Origin of the sequence: Bacteroides ndongoniae (assembly GCF_900108345.1) — a bacterium.
Classification (GTDB): domain Bacteria; phylum Bacteroidota; class Bacteroidia; order Bacteroidales; family Bacteroidaceae; genus Bacteroides; species Bacteroides ndongoniae.
On sequence record NZ_FNVV01000014.1, the window covers coordinates 301,927 to 317,475 of the forward strand.

At 42.6% G+C, this 15,549-nt stretch carries 12 protein-coding genes; 8 read left to right on the forward strand and 4 right to left on the reverse strand.

Going from position 1 to position 15,549, the window contains the following annotated elements; all coding sequences use genetic code 11:
• The first annotated feature begins 9 nt into the window (after nt 1–9).
• The 3 genes from BQ5591_RS12195 (at nt 10) to BQ5591_RS12205 (ending at nt 5,165) form a co-directional block, all read left to right on the forward strand.
• Complete coding sequence (locus BQ5591_RS12195; protein WP_071149583.1) at nt 10–1,848, forward strand: glycoside hydrolase family 2 protein; 1,839 nt, start codon at nt 10–12, stop codon at nt 1,846–1,848.
• Between the two features lie 148 nt (nt 1,849–1,996).
• A complete protein-coding gene (locus BQ5591_RS12200) occupies nt 1,997–4,228 on the forward strand; it encodes a glycoside hydrolase family 3 N-terminal domain-containing protein (RefSeq protein ID WP_071149584.1) in 2,232 nt (743 codons plus the stop codon).
• Nucleotides 4,229–4,298: 70 nt separating this feature from the next.
• Nucleotides 4,299–5,165, forward strand: coding sequence for a glycoside hydrolase family 16 protein (locus BQ5591_RS12205; protein WP_071149585.1), 867 nt, complete (start codon nt 4,299–4,301; stop codon nt 5,163–5,165).
• Between the two features lie 83 nt (nt 5,166–5,248).
• Here the strand turns inward: BQ5591_RS12205 and uxaC are convergent, their stop codons facing one another.
• Complete coding sequence (gene uxaC / locus BQ5591_RS12210) at nt 5,249–6,655, reverse strand: glucuronate isomerase (protein WP_071149586.1); 1,407 nt, start codon at nt 6,653–6,655, stop codon at nt 5,249–5,251.
• 216 nt (nt 6,656–6,871) lie between these two features.
• Here uxaC and BQ5591_RS12215 point away from each other — a divergent pair, with 216 nt between their 5' ends.
• From BQ5591_RS12215 to BQ5591_RS12225, 3 genes are all read left to right on the forward strand, one after another.
• Nucleotides 6,872–7,933, forward strand: a complete 1,062-nt coding sequence (locus tag BQ5591_RS12215; protein ID WP_071149587.1) for a LacI family DNA-binding transcriptional regulator — start codon at nt 6,872–6,874, stop codon at nt 7,931–7,933.
• A gap of 228 nt (nt 7,934–8,161) precedes the next feature.
• Nucleotides 8,162–9,379, forward strand: a complete 1,218-nt coding sequence (locus BQ5591_RS12220; RefSeq protein ID WP_071148854.1) for a transposase — start codon at nt 8,162–8,164, stop codon at nt 9,377–9,379.
• Nucleotides 9,380–9,434: 55 nt separating this feature from the next.
• Entirely contained in the window at nt 9,435–10,913 is a 1,479-nt protein-coding gene (locus BQ5591_RS12225; protein ID WP_071149588.1) for a tagaturonate reductase, read from the forward strand.
• A 70-nt stretch (nt 10,914–10,983) separates the two neighbouring features.
• Here BQ5591_RS12225 and BQ5591_RS12230 read toward each other — a convergent pair whose 3' ends face one another.
• On the reverse strand, nt 10,984–11,517 hold the full coding sequence (locus BQ5591_RS12230; protein WP_022161641.1) for an FHA domain-containing protein: 534 nt from the start codon (nt 11,515–11,517) through the stop codon (nt 10,984–10,986).
• A gap of 44 nt (nt 11,518–11,561) precedes the next feature.
• Complete coding sequence (locus BQ5591_RS12235) at nt 11,562–12,659, reverse strand: HU domain-containing protein (RefSeq protein ID WP_071149589.1); 1,098 nt, start codon at nt 12,657–12,659, stop codon at nt 11,562–11,564.
• Between the two features lie 146 nt (nt 12,660–12,805).
• On the opposite strand from BQ5591_RS12235, the gene rfbC reads away from it, so the two are divergent.
• Nucleotides 12,806–13,354: a dTDP-4-dehydrorhamnose 3,5-epimerase gene (gene rfbC, locus BQ5591_RS12240; RefSeq protein ID WP_071150698.1), complete on the forward strand. Its 549-nt coding sequence runs from the start codon at nt 12,806–12,808 to the stop codon at nt 13,352–13,354.
• Nucleotides 13,355–13,416: 62 nt separating this feature from the next.
• A complete protein-coding gene (locus BQ5591_RS12245) occupies nt 13,417–14,214 on the forward strand; it encodes a DUF4738 domain-containing protein (protein WP_071149590.1) in 798 nt (265 codons plus the stop codon).
• Between the two features lie 32 nt (nt 14,215–14,246).
• Here the strand turns inward: BQ5591_RS12245 and BQ5591_RS12250 are convergent, their stop codons facing one another.
• Nucleotides 14,247–15,500 carry a DEAD/DEAH box helicase gene (locus tag BQ5591_RS12250; RefSeq protein WP_071149591.1) on the reverse strand — a complete coding sequence of 418 codons (1,254 nt, stop codon included), beginning with the start codon at nt 15,498–15,500 and terminating at the stop codon, nt 14,247–14,249.
• Between the last annotated feature and the right edge of the window lie 49 nt (nt 15,501–15,549).

The window sequence follows — 15,549 nt, forward strand, 5'->3', positions numbered from 1 at the left end:
GTGGATGTTATGAAGAAAGTGCTTTATTGTGTAGTGTTTACGGTCATGTTGTGTGCGTCTTCAGTATGGGGACAACGTAATGAGTATCCGCGTCCACAGTTTGAACGAGCTGAATGGATGAATCTGAACGGGACCTGGACTTATGAGATTGATCCCACAGGTTCGGGGGTAGAAAGAAACTATAAAGACTCGAAGGGGTTTGGAGGGAAAATTTTAGTTCCTTTTTCTCCTGAAAGTAAATTGTCTGGCGTAGAATATAAGGACTTTATAGAACATTTGTGGTACCAACGTATGGTAGATATACCGAAAGAGTGGGAAGGTAGAAAAATTTTGTTGAATTTTGGAGGAGTATATTATGAATCGGAAATTTATGTAGATGGAAAGTTTGTAGACAGGCATTTTGGGGGAAGCTCATCTTTTGCATTGGATTTGACAGAATTTGTACGTCCCGGTCATAAGCATTCGTTAGTTGTCTATGTAAAAAGTGATTTGAAGAACCGGATTCAGCCTGCGGGGAAACAGTCTACCCGATATTATTCGCATGTGTGCAACTATACGAGGACGACCGGAATTTGGCAGACGGTCTGGATGGAAGCCGTTCATCCGAAAGCTATCAAGGCAGCCCGGGTGATAACCGATATTGATAATTCGCAAGTCATCGTCCAACCGGAATATTATGCTTTGGGTGGTACCCGATTGCGAGTTACATTGGAAGAGTCTGGGAAAATGATCGCTCAGGAAGTTGGAACTGCCGCAGAAAATGCCCCTTTGGTTCTGAAAGTGAAAAAAGCTAAACTATGGAGTCCGGATTCTCCCTTCCTGTATGATTTAAGATATGAAATTCTGGATAAGGAAGGCCGAATAATAGACAGGGTACAATCGTATGTCGGTATGCGTAAAATTCATGCAGAAGGGAACAGATTGTACTTGAATAATCGCCCTTTGTATTTGAGGATGGTATTGGATCAGGGATATTATCCTGAAAGTCAATGGACCGCTCCTTCGGATTCGGCTTTGAAAAATGATATTTTGCTAGCTAAGGCTGCCGGTTTCAATGGGGCACGGTTGCATCAGAAAGTGTTTGAAGAACGTTTCCATTACTGGGCAGACAAACTGGGATATCTTACTTGCGGAGAAATGAACAGCTGGGGACTGGATTATAATCTGCCTATCGCTACTTCGATATTTTTACCGGAATGGATGGAAATTGTGAAGAGAGACAGAAATCATCCTTCTATTATTATGTGGATACCTTTGAACGAACAGAACAATGTAGACAAAGTGTATTTTCCCCGTTTCTCGGCACAATTGTATGATGCGACCAAACTGGCTGATACAACACGGCCGGTACTGACTAATTCCGGAGGAGCACATTATAAAACAGATATTGTTTCATCACATCTTTATAATCAGGATTCACTTTCATTATATAAAGAACTTTGGAACGATGGGAAACTGTTTCCAGGACATCGTTTCAATGAAGATCCTCGTGTGTTGTATAACACAGGCTCTAATTTCAGGTATGATACTCATGAAACGCGATGGATCGTATATGATGGTAAATGTCCCTATCTGTTTGATGAGTTTGGCGGTATTTCGTTTGATACAGAACAAGCAGGTTGGGGGTATGGAGGATCGGCCACAGAAGAAGAGTTTTATAATAAGGCTGGTTCGTTGGTAAAGGTGATAATGAAAATGTTTCCTTTTATCAGTGGTTACTGTTATACACAATTGACTGATGTGGAACAGGAGCAAAACGGTCTGTATTATTATGACCGTAGGCCTAAATTTGATATACAGAGGTTGAGGAGTATATTTGGGGTTGAACCTTCTGGAACGGATAAGTGAAAGTGTGGAATTGGCAATTCTTAAAATACTGTCATTACTGGAAAAAATGCTATTAAAATATCAATTGATAGGATATTGATATTGTTTGCGATGATAGGGGCATTGTTTTGAGGGCATGAAGTATAGTTTTGCGGAAAAACGTTGTATTATGATTAAAAGTGGTATTTTCTCAATGTTGTTGATGGGAGTGATTGCAGGAAGCTGCACTCAGCCTTCTGTCGGAGTGAATTATGAGGTAATAAGCCCTTATGCTGAAAAGGTCGATTCGGTACTGAAGTTGATGACACTGGAAGAAAAAATAGGGCAAATGAATCAATACACGTCGGATTTGCAGGCTACAGGGCCAAGCCGGAAAGATTCGACAAAATTGGAGCAGATACGTAAAGGAAGGGTAGGATCCATGCTGAATGTGAAAGGAGCATCAAATACACGACGCTTTCAGGAAGCTGCAATGGAATCGCGTTTGCGTATTCCTCTGTTGTTCGGATTGGATGTGATTCACGGTATGCGTACGGTGTATCCTATACCTTTGGCTGAAGCAGCCAGTTTCAATCTGGAACTGATGGAACGTACGGCTGCTGCGGCTGCGAAGGAAGCTGCGTCGGAAGGTATTCATTGGACATTTGCACCGATGGTTGACGTAACCCGTGACGCACGTTGGGGGCGAGTAATGGAAGGAGCCGGGGAAGACACGTGGTATGGTAGCCGGGTGGCCGAAGCTCGTGTGCGAGGATTTCAGGGAAAGTCGCTGGCCGATACTGCAACTGTCTTGGCGTGTGCGAAACATTTTGCTGCTTACGGCGCGTGTATAGGAGGCAGGGATTATAATACGGTGGATATATCCCGACTGACTTTGCACGAAGTATATCTTCCGCCGTTTCGTGCTGCAGCAGAAGCCGGAGTTGCTACCTTTATGAATGCTTTTAATGAAGTAGAAGGGGTTCCTGCAACAGGCAATACGCATCTTGTACGCGAGATACTGAAAGGTGACTGGAATTTTAACGGATTTGTCGTTTCGGATTGGAACTCGGTAGGAGAAATGGTTAATCATGGTTTGGTCCCAGATCTGAAGGGGGCTGCCTATAAAGGGGTCACGGCTGGTTGCGATATGGATATGGAGTCCAGAGCCTATACTTCTCACTTGGAGGAGTTGGTAAAAGAAGGTACAGTGGATGAAGCTTATATTGATGATGCTGTACGTCGTATTTTACTGAAAAAGTTTGAACTTGGCTTGTTTGATGATCCTTTCCGTTACTGTAATGAGCAGCGACAACAGAAAACTGTACTTTCTCCGGAGTTAAGGCAAGTGGCACGCGGAGCAGGTGCTGAGTCTATCGTATTGTTGAAAAATGATAATGGAGTACTTCCTTTGAAGGATCCGGAGCACATTGCTGTTGTCGGTGCATTGGCTGATTCGAAGGAAGATATGATGGGGAGTTGGGCTATAGAAGGAGTCAGAGAGGAAGCTATTACTGTGTTACAAGGAATTAAGAACAGATATCCGAATAGTGTAATCGCCTATGCCGATGGATACGATCTGGAAACCAATCAATTGAATTTGGCTGGGGCTAAGAGGGTGGCAGCAATGTCTGATATAGTAATTGTAGGAGTAGGAGAAAGGGCGTATCAGAGTGGTGAAGCACGTTCTATGGCTCATATCGATGTTCCGGATTCACAACAGCAATTGGTTAAACACTTGAAGGAGATGGGAAAAAAGGTGATTGTATTGGTAATGGGCGGGCGTCCGCTGATATTTAATGAATTGGAACCTTATGCTGATGCAATTCTTATGACATGGTGGTTGGGAACGGAAGCCGGGAATTCGATAGCCGATGTGCTGTCTGGTGATTATAATCCGTCCGGAAAATTGCCGATGACTTTTCCGGCTGCCATAGGCCAGGTTCCAATATATTATAATTATAAGAATACGGGAAGACCTAGTCAGCCAGGCTTTATGACGTATACTTGCGGATATCTTGATCAGGATTTTCGTCCGGCATATCCTTTCGGTTATGGATTGAGTTATACACAGTTTGAAATATCAGATCCGATTCCTTCCAAAAAAGAATATAAAAAAGGAGAGACGGTAGAGTGTAGAGTGACAGTAAAGAATACTGGTAAATGTGCAGGTAAGGAGACTGTGCAATTGTATATTCGTGATTTGGTATCGTCTGTGACTCGCCCCGTAAAGGAATTGAGAGGTTTTGAGCAGGTGACATTGAAACCCGGTGAGGAAAAGGAAGTTGTTTTTCAGCTTCATGAAAAAGAACAGGGCTTTTATAATGGAAACTTGGAATATGTAGTGGAACCGGGTGAGTTTGAATTGATGGTGGGTAACAGTTCTGACCATTTGAAGAAAACCGTCATATTATATAATTAAAATTGGATGAATACTGCAACTTGAATTATTCAAGAAGATAGAAATATAAAAATTAGTAACTAAAAAATATATGAAGACAATGATTACTACCTTGGCTTTAATACTCCTCGCAGCTGCTTGTTCGAATGATAACGGAGTAGATGAACCTATAGAACTGGATGATAATATTAATGAAAGTAAAGAATATGAATTGGTTTGGTCTGATGAATTTGATAAAGATGGAATGGTAAATGAATATTATTGGGGATATGATGAAGGGTATTGCCGTAATAATGAATTGCAGGATTACAAGAAAGCTGATCCTAAATATGCTCGTGTAGAAAATGGGAAATTGATAATAGAAGCACATAAGGATCCGCATGAAGGTGTCAATCAATGGACAGGTGAACCATACCAATTTGAATATTCTTCGGCTGAACTCCGGTCGTTAAAAACTATTCCGATAAAATACGGAAGGTTGGATGTATCTGCCAAAATTCCTGTAGGACGTGGAATATGGCCCGCTATTTGGATGATGCCATTGGATAATAAATATGGAGGATGGCCTCGTAGTGGAGAGATTGATATAATGGAATATGTATGGGGAGATAATGTACATAATCAGATATTTGCGACTGTACATACCACGGATACTGATGTAAATAATAATCGTATTGCTTCGGGAACAATTATATCGGAGACACTGAATACAGAGTTTCATTTATATTCTCTGATTTGGAATGAAGAATCTCTGGAAGTTCTGTTTGATAACAAATTGATTTTTACCTATAATCGTGGAAAGAATTCCTCGTTTGTGAAATGGCCGTTTGATCAGCCTTTTTATTTGATTCTGAATATCGCAGTTGGAGGAGGCTGGGGAGGAATGTGGGGAATTGACGAAACGATTTTTCCGGCAAGAATGGAAATAGATTATGTGAGGTATTATCAGGAAAAATAACAATAATGTAATAAAAAACAGAGGTGTATCAGGCAACGAATGCTCTCCTGATACACCTCTTTCTTTTTTGTACTATCTATCTTTTAGAATTTGAAGAAATTTTTAGCGTTGTAGTAGCTGATATCTTCAACCATCTGTCTGACGCGTGCCATTTCGGAAACAGGTATTTCGCCGTTTTCCACGTCGCGACCTATCAGGTTGCAGAGAGTACGGCGGAAGTATTCGTGGCGAGGATAAGACAGGAAGGAACGTGAATCGGTAAGCATTCCTACAAATCGGCTCAGCAGACCGAGTACCGACAGGGCATTCATCTGTTTTTCCATTCCATCCTTCTGATCGAGGAACCACCATCCTGAACCGAATTGTATTTTGCCGGGGATGCTTCCGTCCTGGAAATTGCCGAGCATGGTGGCTATCATTTCATTGGCACAAGGATTCAAGTTGTACAGAATGGTCTTGGTGAGTTTGCCTTCCGAGTTCAACCGATCGAGGAACTTAGCCAGTGCCTTTGCGGTAGAAAATTCGCCGATAGAGTCGAAACCTGTATCAGGACCCAGCAGCTTGAACATTTTGCTGTTGTTGTTGCGGATGGCTCCGTAGTGGAACTGTTGTGTCCATCCTGTTTCACTGTCCATTTCGCCAAATATAACAAGCATGGCCGACTTGAATTTGAGGATCTCTTCGTGTGTTAGTTCTTGTCCTCCGTATACTTTGTTGAATATGGCTTTGATTTCAGCGTCGGTGTAGTCTTCGGCATAAAATTCTTCGATGCCGTGGTCGGACAGTTTACAGCCCTGTTCGGCAAAGAACTCATGGCGTTTGCGCAAGGCGTCTATCATATCGTCGAACCCGGAAATGGTGACACCGCTGACCTGTGAAAGTTTCTCAACGTAATTGCGGAAGTCGGCAGGTACTTCTACAGCCATGGCTTTGTCCGGACGCCAGGTAGGAAGCATTTTTATTTCGAAACCGCTTTCGCGTGTCTGGATGTGATATTCCAAAGAATCTACGGGATCATCAGTAGTACATACTGTTTCTACATGATAACGACGCATCATGCCTCTTGCCGAATATTCTGGGAGTTTAAGTTTCTCGTTGCATTCGTCGAAGATTTCACGTGCAGTCTGGGGATTCAGAATCTTTTCGATGCCAAAAGCTGTCTTTAGTTCCAGATGTGTCCAGTGGTATAGCGGATTGCGCAAGGTGTAGGGTACAGTCTCGGCCCATTTCTCGAATTTTTCCCAGTCGCTCGTATCGCTGCCTGTACAGAAACGCTCGTCGATGCCATTGGTGCGCATAGCACGCCATTTGTAGTGGTCTCCGCCCAGCCAGATTTCTGTGATGGATTTGAACTGGTAATCGTCTGCTACCATTTTCGGAATGAGGTGGCAATGATAGTCGATGATGGGCAGCTTGGCTGCGTGTTCATGATACAGTTCCTGTGCGGTTTCGGTCTGCAGCAGGAAATCTTTTCCCATAAATTCTTTCATTTTTCAATCGATTTAAGTGTATATAATTATTATTTCTTCTATACTAATATCTATTGTATTGATTATTAGTAAAATATTTCATTTTTAGCTTTTGCTTTTATTAACTGTTATCGAACACAAAAGTAGAAATTTTACTTGTAGAAACAAAATAATTCGTATCTTTGGGGCAATTATTTATAATATTTAAGATTGCATAGCTGGCAGTAGGTTGTGGATATGAAAGACGAAAATTATACGATTAAGGACATTGCGCGTATGGCAGGTGTTTCCGCTGGTACGGTGGATCGTGTGTTGCACAATCGGGGAAATGTATCTGCGTCGAGCCGGGAGAAGGTACAAAGTGTGCTTGATAAGATAAACTATTTGCCCAATATGTTTGCTATCGGTCTGGCTGCCAAAAAACGTTATCGTATTGTTTGCCTTATACCTTATTATATAATGTATGACTATTGGTATTCGGTAGCGCAAGGTATTGAAAAAGCAGCGCACGAATTGCAGCCTTTCAATGTAGAGACAGTCTTTTTATATTATAAGCATGCAGACAGGGCATCTTATCGGGAGGTATGCGAGCAGTTGCTGGCGGATAAGCCGGATGCGGTTCTGATAGCTCCGAACTTTGAAGAAGAAACGTTGGAGCTGACTACCGGTTTGGATGCCGATGCTGTTCCTTATGCTTTTATTGACTTCAATATGGAGCAGATGCATGCTTCGTGCTATATCGGGCAAGACTCCAGAATGAGCGGATATGTTGCTGCCAAAATCCTGATGCAGCGTTATGAACCGGGGCAGGAGCTGGTGGTTTTTTTAAGTGACCAGAAGAACAGCCCGGCTGAAATACAGATGCGTCGGCGTATGGAAGGCTTTATGGAATACGTAAATGAGCGATTTGGTCATCTGACAGTCTACGATGTAGTATTCCGGAAAGAAGATACCGACAGGAACAAATTGATATTGGATGATTTTTTTTCTGCGCATCCTCATGCAATGTTAGGAGCGGTGTTTAACTCGCGGGTATATCAGGTAGCAGGGTATTTGCACGAAGCAGGTCGTAGGCTGAAAGGCTTACTGGGATATGACCTGTTGCAGAAGAATGTGGATTATTTAAGATCGGGTGAGGTTAGTTGTCTTATCGGGCAACGCCCTGGCCTGCAGGGGTATCTGGGTGTGAAGGCCTTGTGTGATATGGTTGTCTTTAAAAAGCAGGTAGAGCCTGTGAAGTACATGCCTATTGATATTCTGATTAGGGAAACGATTGACTATTATTTTGAGTTCGAATAAGTCAATACTTCGGTAAATTTTTACCGATAAATAAAAATAAAACAATAGAATCGGTGTTAGCCGGTTCAAAATTACATTAAAGAGATCATTGAAATACTGTCAAGAATGAATCGTTAAGGAGTAAGAAAAGGGATGAAAATATATGCTAAACAGCTGAAGACAAAGAGGAAGAGTATTGCATAATTCACTGATTTTTAGTAAATTAGAAGTATTTCACCACTTTTAATTATGACTAAAGAATCACTCCTTATGCAATACCAATCCGAGTGCAGAAACGCTCTCGAATCAGCTGTAAATATAAGCAAATCTTTTCAGAAAGTATTCATGGATGCAATGAAATTATTCATGGCTATACCTGACCGCATCAATTTCCTGCAAATGGGACGATATGGATGTTTCTCGGAACAGACATACCGCAACAATTTTGAGAATGATGACTTTGACTGGTTTTCCTTCAATGAAGCCATCATCAGAGAACACCTTAAAGGCTGTCGCAAGGCAATAGCCATTGATCCGTCTTTCATTCCAAAATCCGGCAGCAAAACACCGTGGATTGGCTATTTCTGGTCCGGTTGTGCCGGCGAATACAAACGCGGACTGGAGATAACCGGTATTGGAGTTATAGACGTTGACAACCATGAATGTATGACTTTGGCCTCTGTACAGACACCTGACAACACAACGCTGGAAAGCCGCGGGAAGAATCTTGTAGACTGGTACAGTTCTTACCTTATCAGCATACAGGAACATCTGAAACGGATTTCCGACACTGTCGTATGTGATGCGTTCTTTTCAAAGGCAACTTTCATCAAACCATTATGCGAGAACGGATTCCACGTTATAAGCCGTTTCAGAAATGATGCAGCGTTGTTTTATCCCACCTTAGAAAATGGGACAGGAAAACGCGGACGTCCAAAATTGTATGACGGAAAGATTGACTTTGAATATCTGGACATTACAAGATGTACCGAATACAAAGTAAACAAGGGTAAACTTTACGGACTGAAAGCATACTCCAAAGCACTCAAACGCTTTGTGAGCCTGGCTGTATGGTATCCCATGGATGGAAGAACGGACAAATGGCAGCTGTATTTCTCTACAAACGAAATACAGAACGCACAGGATGTACTGGACTTTTACAGGACACGTTTCCAACTCGAATTCTGCTTTCGGGATGCCAAGCAACATGCAGGAATAACAAACTGTCAGTCTACAGACTTCAGGAAACTGGCATTCCACTTTAATGCATCACTTGCAGCGATAAACCTCGCCAAGGCTGCCTGTAAGAAGATGGGAATAAAATATTCCATATCATCATGCAAGTCAGTCATACACAATGCTTACATGCTTGAACGATTTATTTGCGTGTCTGGGATTGAACCAAACACGCAATTAATTGACAAACTTTTCAAAGAACTCATTTTATTTACTGCCAGAGCCGCTTAGGCTAGGCTAATTTTTAACGAACTATTGATAAGTATAACCAATAAAATTTTAAAAAATGAAAGCACTGAACAAACTTACAGCCCCCAAAGCGGTGGCACCGGAAAGAATTATCCAGTTTGGCGAAGGAAACTTCCTCCGTGCCTTTGTGGATTGGATTGTTTATAATATGAATCAGAAGACTGACTTTAACAGTAGTGTAGTTGTAGTTCAGCCGATAGAGAAAGGTATGGTAGAATGGCTGAACGGGCAAGACTGTCTGTATCATGTTAATCTGCAAGGACGTCTGAACGGTAATGCTGTGAATACGCTGACCCGTATCGATTGTATCAGTCGTGCTTTGAATCCCTATACACAGAATGCTGCATTCATGGCATTGGCCGACCAGCCGGATATTCGTTTCGTTATTTCCAATACTACAGAGGCTGGTATTGCTTTCGATCCGAGCTGTAAGTTGAGTGACGCGCCCGCATCTTCCTATCCGGGAAAGCTGACCCAGTTGCTGTACCGTCGTTTCAAGACATTTAAAGGAGATACGGATAAAGGCTTGATTATCATGCCGTGCGAGCTGATATTCCTGAACGGGCATCATCTGAAAGAGTGTATCTACCAGTATATTGATTTGTGGAAAGAAGATTTGGGTGCCGATTATGAGAAGTTTAAGACTTGGTTTACTAAATACTGCTATGTATGTGCTACTTTGGTAGACCGTATTGTGCCGGGATTCCCTCGCAAAGAGATTGCACAGATTCAGAAGAAGATCTGCTATGAGGATAATCTGGTGGTGCAGGCCGAAATTTTCCATTTGTGGGTAATTGAAGCTGCCGAGAACTTGTCTTTGCGTCAGTTGGCTAATGAATTCCCGGTAGACAAAGCTGGTCTGAACGTATTGTTTGTGAAGTCGGAAGCTCCGTATCATGAAAGAAAGGTGACTTTGCTGAACGGACCTCATACAGTGCTTTCGCCGGTGGCTTATCTTAGTGGAGTAGACATTGTCCGTGATGCATGCAATCATCCGGTTATCGGTAAGTATATTCATAAGGTACAATTTGATGAATTGATGCAAACGCTGAACCTGCCGATGAATGAGTTGAAACAGTTTGCAGCTGATGTGTTGGAACGCTTCAACAATCCTTATGTTGACCACCAGGTAACCAGCATTATGCTGAATTCTTTCCCGAAATATCAGACACGCGACCTGCCGGGATTGAAAGTCTACCTGGAACGTAAGGGCGAATTGCCTAAGGGACTGGTATTGGGATTGGCTGCCATCACTACTTATTATAAAGGTGGTGTTCGTGCAGACGGTAAGGAGATTGTTCCTAACGATGCTCCTGAAATCATGCAACTGCTGAAAGATCTGTGGGCTACCGGTGATACAAGAAAAGTGGCTGAAGGAGTCTTGGCTGCCAAGGATTTGATCTGGAAAGAACATGGCGACCTGAATACTATTCCGGGACTGACAGACATGCTGACCGACTTCTTGAATTCAATTCAGGAAAAAGGCATGTTGGAAACTGTAAAGGGAATCCTTTAAGATTGGAATTTGTATCTGGGAAGGATGAAGTCCTGACAGAGAAAACGATAAAAAAGAAACGGCCGAATGTTTATTCGGCCGTTTCTTTTGCTGTATGAAGAATGAAGGTCGTTGCTCCAATGGTGACTATGGCGCCGTCTTCGATGCGGATGCGGTCTTTGTCGCCCAATATCTCATTGTTCAGAAAAGTCCCTGTCAGACTGGGGGCATCGCGTAGGGTATAGATGAGTTGTCCCTGCTTGTTGCGTTTTACATTAATGATGCAGTGGATACGGTCCATGCTCATGTCCGAAGTTTCGATGGGAGTATTGATATTGGTGCCTACACAGCGGCGTCCTATTGTGTTGTCGCCTTCTTGCAAAGGAAGTACCTGCTTGAATCCGAATACGTTTTCAATGACGGTAATGTTGCCAAAGGATTCAACAAAATCGTTTTCGCTCATTTTCTCTTCTTTACGGGGGAGCTTGGTAGGTGTTTTACCTAAGCGGATGCTGAATTGCTTTTTGCATTGGTCGCAGATAAAAACAAGCGACTGGCCTTCGCTGTATTTGGTTTCATCGAAGGTCAGATAGTTTTCGCATTTCGGGCAACGAACTCGTTTCATTTCTTTATTTCTGTATGTATATAAAAAGACTTTCTCTAAAAGAATTATTTCTTTAATACCCATGCGCTTTGATAAGCTTCGTTTTTACGGATATTATTCAATTCCTTATAAGCTTCTTCTTCGCTGGGATGTGAGGAGATGCTGACTCTCATCTTTCCATCACCGATGATAGCTTGGGCGTCGCTGAATCCTTTTTGTTTCAGCTCTTGTGCCATGGCATGAGCATCGCTTTCTGTACCCACACTGGCTATAATGATATGATATCTCCGAGTGTTTGTCGAAGAAACAGCTTTGGGAGCCTCCTTGGTCTTGGGCTGAATAGCGGCCGGTTGGGTAGCGGGTTGCTCTTTCTTTATCTCCTTTACCTTTACTTCTTTTACAGCCACAGGTTTTACTGTCTTGTGGACATTACTGGAGACTTGTGCATCTCTGTTACTCTTTTTGTTGTTTTGTCCGATGATGACAGGAGTGCTGACTACAGACTGCTTTTCTATTCTTTCGAACAGCTCCTCGGGCAGAAAACGGGCATAGCTTTCTTCTACGATTTCGGTATTTTCTACAGGTGCCGAGAGTGAGAATAATATAATAGCCATAACGATGGCGATAACGTTAGAGATGTGCGACCGTTTCAGTCTGATCTTCCACCGGGGCATGTTTCTGCGCGTAACGGCTGTATGCGGAAGTGGAATCGTCTTTTTCTCAGTTTCGCTGTTCTTTAACTTGGAGAGCTCCTGCATTTCGAAGCTTCCTAATCCATACAGATGAGGTGTCGTAATCTTGCTGTCGTAAGGAATGAAATCGTAAGTTCCGTGAATGGAGCAACGCAATTCTCCGATATTGGAGAGTTCGGCCTTTCCTTCTTCATGTAATGTTTCCTTCAGCATTTTTACATCGCGCTCTACCATTTTGGTTGCATCCGGAAAAGTTGTATCGTAGACAGAGGCATAAGATTGTGCCAATAATCCGTCGTTCATTGTCAGAGACGGATTGAAGCCAATGATACGGGTGGGAGGAAGGAAAAGATTCTCCTCGGCTATCCTTGTAGCAGGTATATAATGAGTCACAAAACCACCAAAACCGGGGACTATGACACAGTCATTATCTAGTAATAATACTTCTATGTGTTTTGCTAATTCAATCATGTTACAAAAATAGTGGATTTATCGGATATAAGCCACTTCCGAGGATTTTTTCTTATCAACAAATTATAAACAAGATGGCTTTTATTGACTACTGTTGGAAAAAAATGTCTACTTTTGCATTATGTTATAAAATTATTCGGAACAAGATGAATTATATTCAGACAGAAATCGACGGTGTATGGGTAATTGAGCCTAAAGTGTTCAACGATGCCCGTGGCTATTTTATGGAAGCTTTCAAGGAAGAAGAATTTAAAGCCAATGTTGGTGATGTGCATTTCATCCAGGATAACGAATCGAAATCTTTGTTCGGCGTATTGCGTGGACTTCATTATCAGAAGGGCGAGTATAGCCAGGCGAAGCTGGTGCGTGTTATCAAGGGAAGAGTGCTGGATGTTGCAGTAGATTTGCGTCAGTCATCTCCCACGTTTGGCAAGTATGTCAGCATAGAATTGAGCGAAGATAACAAACGTCAGTTCTTCATTCCTCGTGGTTTTGCCCATGGTTTTCTGGTATTGAGCGAAGAGGCTATTTTTACTTATAAGGTGGACAATGTTTATGCACCTCAGGCTGAAGCTTCTATCCGTTATGACGATGAGACTATCGGCATTGACTGGCCAATAGCAGCAGAGCAATTGCTTCTGTCGGAAAAAGACGGTCGTGCGGTTGCTTTTAAAGATGCCGAATATTACCTGTAATAGAGAAGAGCAGACGAGTATATTGTTTTGTAAATAGCTTGCGAAAAAAGAGAGAGCGAGTCATGGATAGAAAGGTGATCATAGGAATGTGTGTTTCTGCCGTTCTGTTTGCTTGTTGCACCGGTAAGCCGAAAAAAGCCGCTGTGGAAGAACAGGAAGATTTAAAGGCGAAAGAAATGTTCCAGGGAATATGGCTGAGTGATGATACGGAAATTCCGTTGATGAGAGTCGATGGAGATACTGTTTATTATGCAGATCCGCAAAATGTTCCGGTGGCTTTTAAGATCGTTCATGACACGCTCTATTTATGTGGAAACAAGGTGACTGCATATAAAATCAATATGCAGACAGAAAACAGTTTCTCGTTTTATTCCCTGTCCGACGTACTTGTTAAATTGCATAAGTCGGAAAATCCGGATGATGTTCTTGTCTTTGCTGAGCACAAGGTAGAAGTTATTCCGACAATCAGTGAGGTGATAAAAAAAGATAGCGTAGTGATGCACAAAGGCAATCGCTATCATGGCTATGTCTATATCAATCCTTCCAAGATGAAAGTTATCCGGACTTCATACTCGGAAGATGGCATCGGAGTGGATAATGTATACTATGATAATGTGATTCACATTTGTGTATACAAAGGGAAAGAGATGCTTTATGGCGAAGATATAACTAAAAAGATGTTTGCCAGTGTACTTGCGCCTGAGATTCTGGATCAGTCCATCCTCTCGGATATGGATTTTCTCGGGGTAAGCGAGGCTGGATACTTGTATAGAGCTGCATTGCGCATTCCCGAAAGTTCGGTATACAATGTAGTAAACCTGACAATCGGGTTTGACAACGTAGTAAAACTCTCTTTATAGGCTTTTCTTTTATTGAAAAGCCCTAAATAGGATTAAAAGGGCTTTTTAGCTTCTTTTTTGCCGTTTCGTCTGTTGCTCTTTTTTCCTCCGCCTTTTTTGCCGTTGCCATTACGCTTGTGGTTCTCGTTGGTACGCGGCTTGTATTCGGGGGCTTCTCCTAATGTTGCGGGGACGGGGATTTTGTAAATGTCTCTTTCTAAGAAGTTCTCAATGACTTTGAAGTTTGATTGTTCCTTCTCGCTGACGAACGTGATAGCGACTCCATCGTTGTTGGCACGTGCGGTACGGCCGATCCGGTGTACATAGTCTTCGCAGTCGTGGGGAACATCGTAGTTGATGACCAGACGGATGTCATCAATGTCGATTCCGCGTGCTACAATGTCCGTAGCGACCAGAATGTTTATTTTTCCGGCCTTGAAGGCATACATTACTTCTTCACGCTGTGCCTGTTCCAAGTCAGAGTGCATTTCGCCAACATTCAGCTTCATGTGTTTTAATGCTTTTGTTACTTCTTTGACTTTCAGCTTGGACGAGGCGAAGATGATGACACGTTCCGGAGTCTGTTCGGCAAACAGATCGCGTATGATGCCTAATTTCTGGTTCTCATAACAGATGTAGGCTGCCTGAATGATTTTATCTGCGGGCTTCGAAACTGATAATTTGACTTCTACCGGATTGTTGAGGATTGACTGGGCCAATTGCTGTATCTTGGCAGGCATTGTTGCCGAAAACATGATGGTTTGCCGTTCTTTGGGCAGATATTTTGCTATTTGCATAATATCATCGTAAAATCCCATGTCGAGCATGCGGTCGGCTTCGTCCAAAATGAAATAGGAAACCCGTGAAAGATCTACATATCCCAGACTCAGGTGGGCTATCAATCGCCCGGGGGTGGCAATAACAACATCTGCGCCTAATGTGAGGCCTTTTTTCTGCTGTTCAAAAAGAATTCCGTCATTACCTCCGTAAACGGCTACACTTGATACCGGCATAAAATACGAAAAACCTTCCATCTGCTGGTCTATTTGCTGGGCCAGTTCGCGTGTAGGAGCCATAATGATGCAGTTGATGGCGTCTTCGGGATGTTCTTCCTCGGAGAGTTTGTTCAGGATAGGCAATAAATATGCAGCCGTTTTTCCTGTGCCGGTTTGAGCTACGGCTATCAGGTCCTTACCGTCGAGTATGACGGGTATTGATTTCTCTTGTATCGGAGTACATTCTTCGAAGCGCATGGCTTCCAGTGCATCGAGTACTTGGTCGTTAAGTGGTAGTTCGGAAAACTTCATGTTTTTGTTTTATATGGCGCAAAGATAGCAATTTCTATATTTATGGCAA

Bases quoted from the DNA above. Each gene is read 5' to 3' on its own strand.
- BQ5591_RS12195 (WP_071149583.1), top strand. From the start codon at position 10: ATGAAGAAAGTGCTTTATTGTGTAGTGTTTACGGTCATGTTGTGTGCG.
- BQ5591_RS12245 (WP_071149590.1), top strand. From the start codon at position 13,417: ATGGATAGAAAGGTGATCATAGGAATGTGTGTTTCTGCCGTTCTGTTT.
- BQ5591_RS12215 (WP_071149587.1), top strand. From the start codon at position 6,872: ATGAAAGACGAAAATTATACGATTAAGGACATTGCGCGTATGGCAGGT.
- BQ5591_RS12220 (WP_071148854.1), top strand. From the start codon at position 8,162: ATGACTAAAGAATCACTCCTTATGCAATACCAATCCGAGTGCAGAAAC.
- BQ5591_RS12230 (WP_022161641.1), bottom strand. From the start codon at position 11,517: ATGAAACGAGTTCGTTGCCCGAAATGCGAAAACTATCTGACCTTCGAT.
- BQ5591_RS12250 (WP_071149591.1), bottom strand. From the start codon at position 15,500: ATGAAGTTTTCCGAACTACCACTTAACGACCAAGTACTCGATGCACTG.
- BQ5591_RS12205 (WP_071149585.1), top strand. From the start codon at position 4,299: ATGAAGACAATGATTACTACCTTGGCTTTAATACTCCTCGCAGCTGCT.
- rfbC (WP_071150698.1), top strand. From the start codon at position 12,806: ATGAATTATATTCAGACAGAAATCGACGGTGTATGGGTAATTGAGCCT.
- BQ5591_RS12225 (WP_071149588.1), top strand. From the start codon at position 9,435: ATGAAAGCACTGAACAAACTTACAGCCCCCAAAGCGGTGGCACCGGAA.
- uxaC (WP_071149586.1), bottom strand. From the start codon at position 6,655: ATGAAAGAATTTATGGGAAAAGATTTCCTGCTGCAGACCGAAACCGCA.
- BQ5591_RS12200 (WP_071149584.1), top strand. From the start codon at position 1,997: ATGATTAAAAGTGGTATTTTCTCAATGTTGTTGATGGGAGTGATTGCA.
- BQ5591_RS12235 (WP_071149589.1), bottom strand. From the start codon at position 12,659: ATGATTGAATTAGCAAAACACATAGAAGTATTATTACTAGATAATGAC.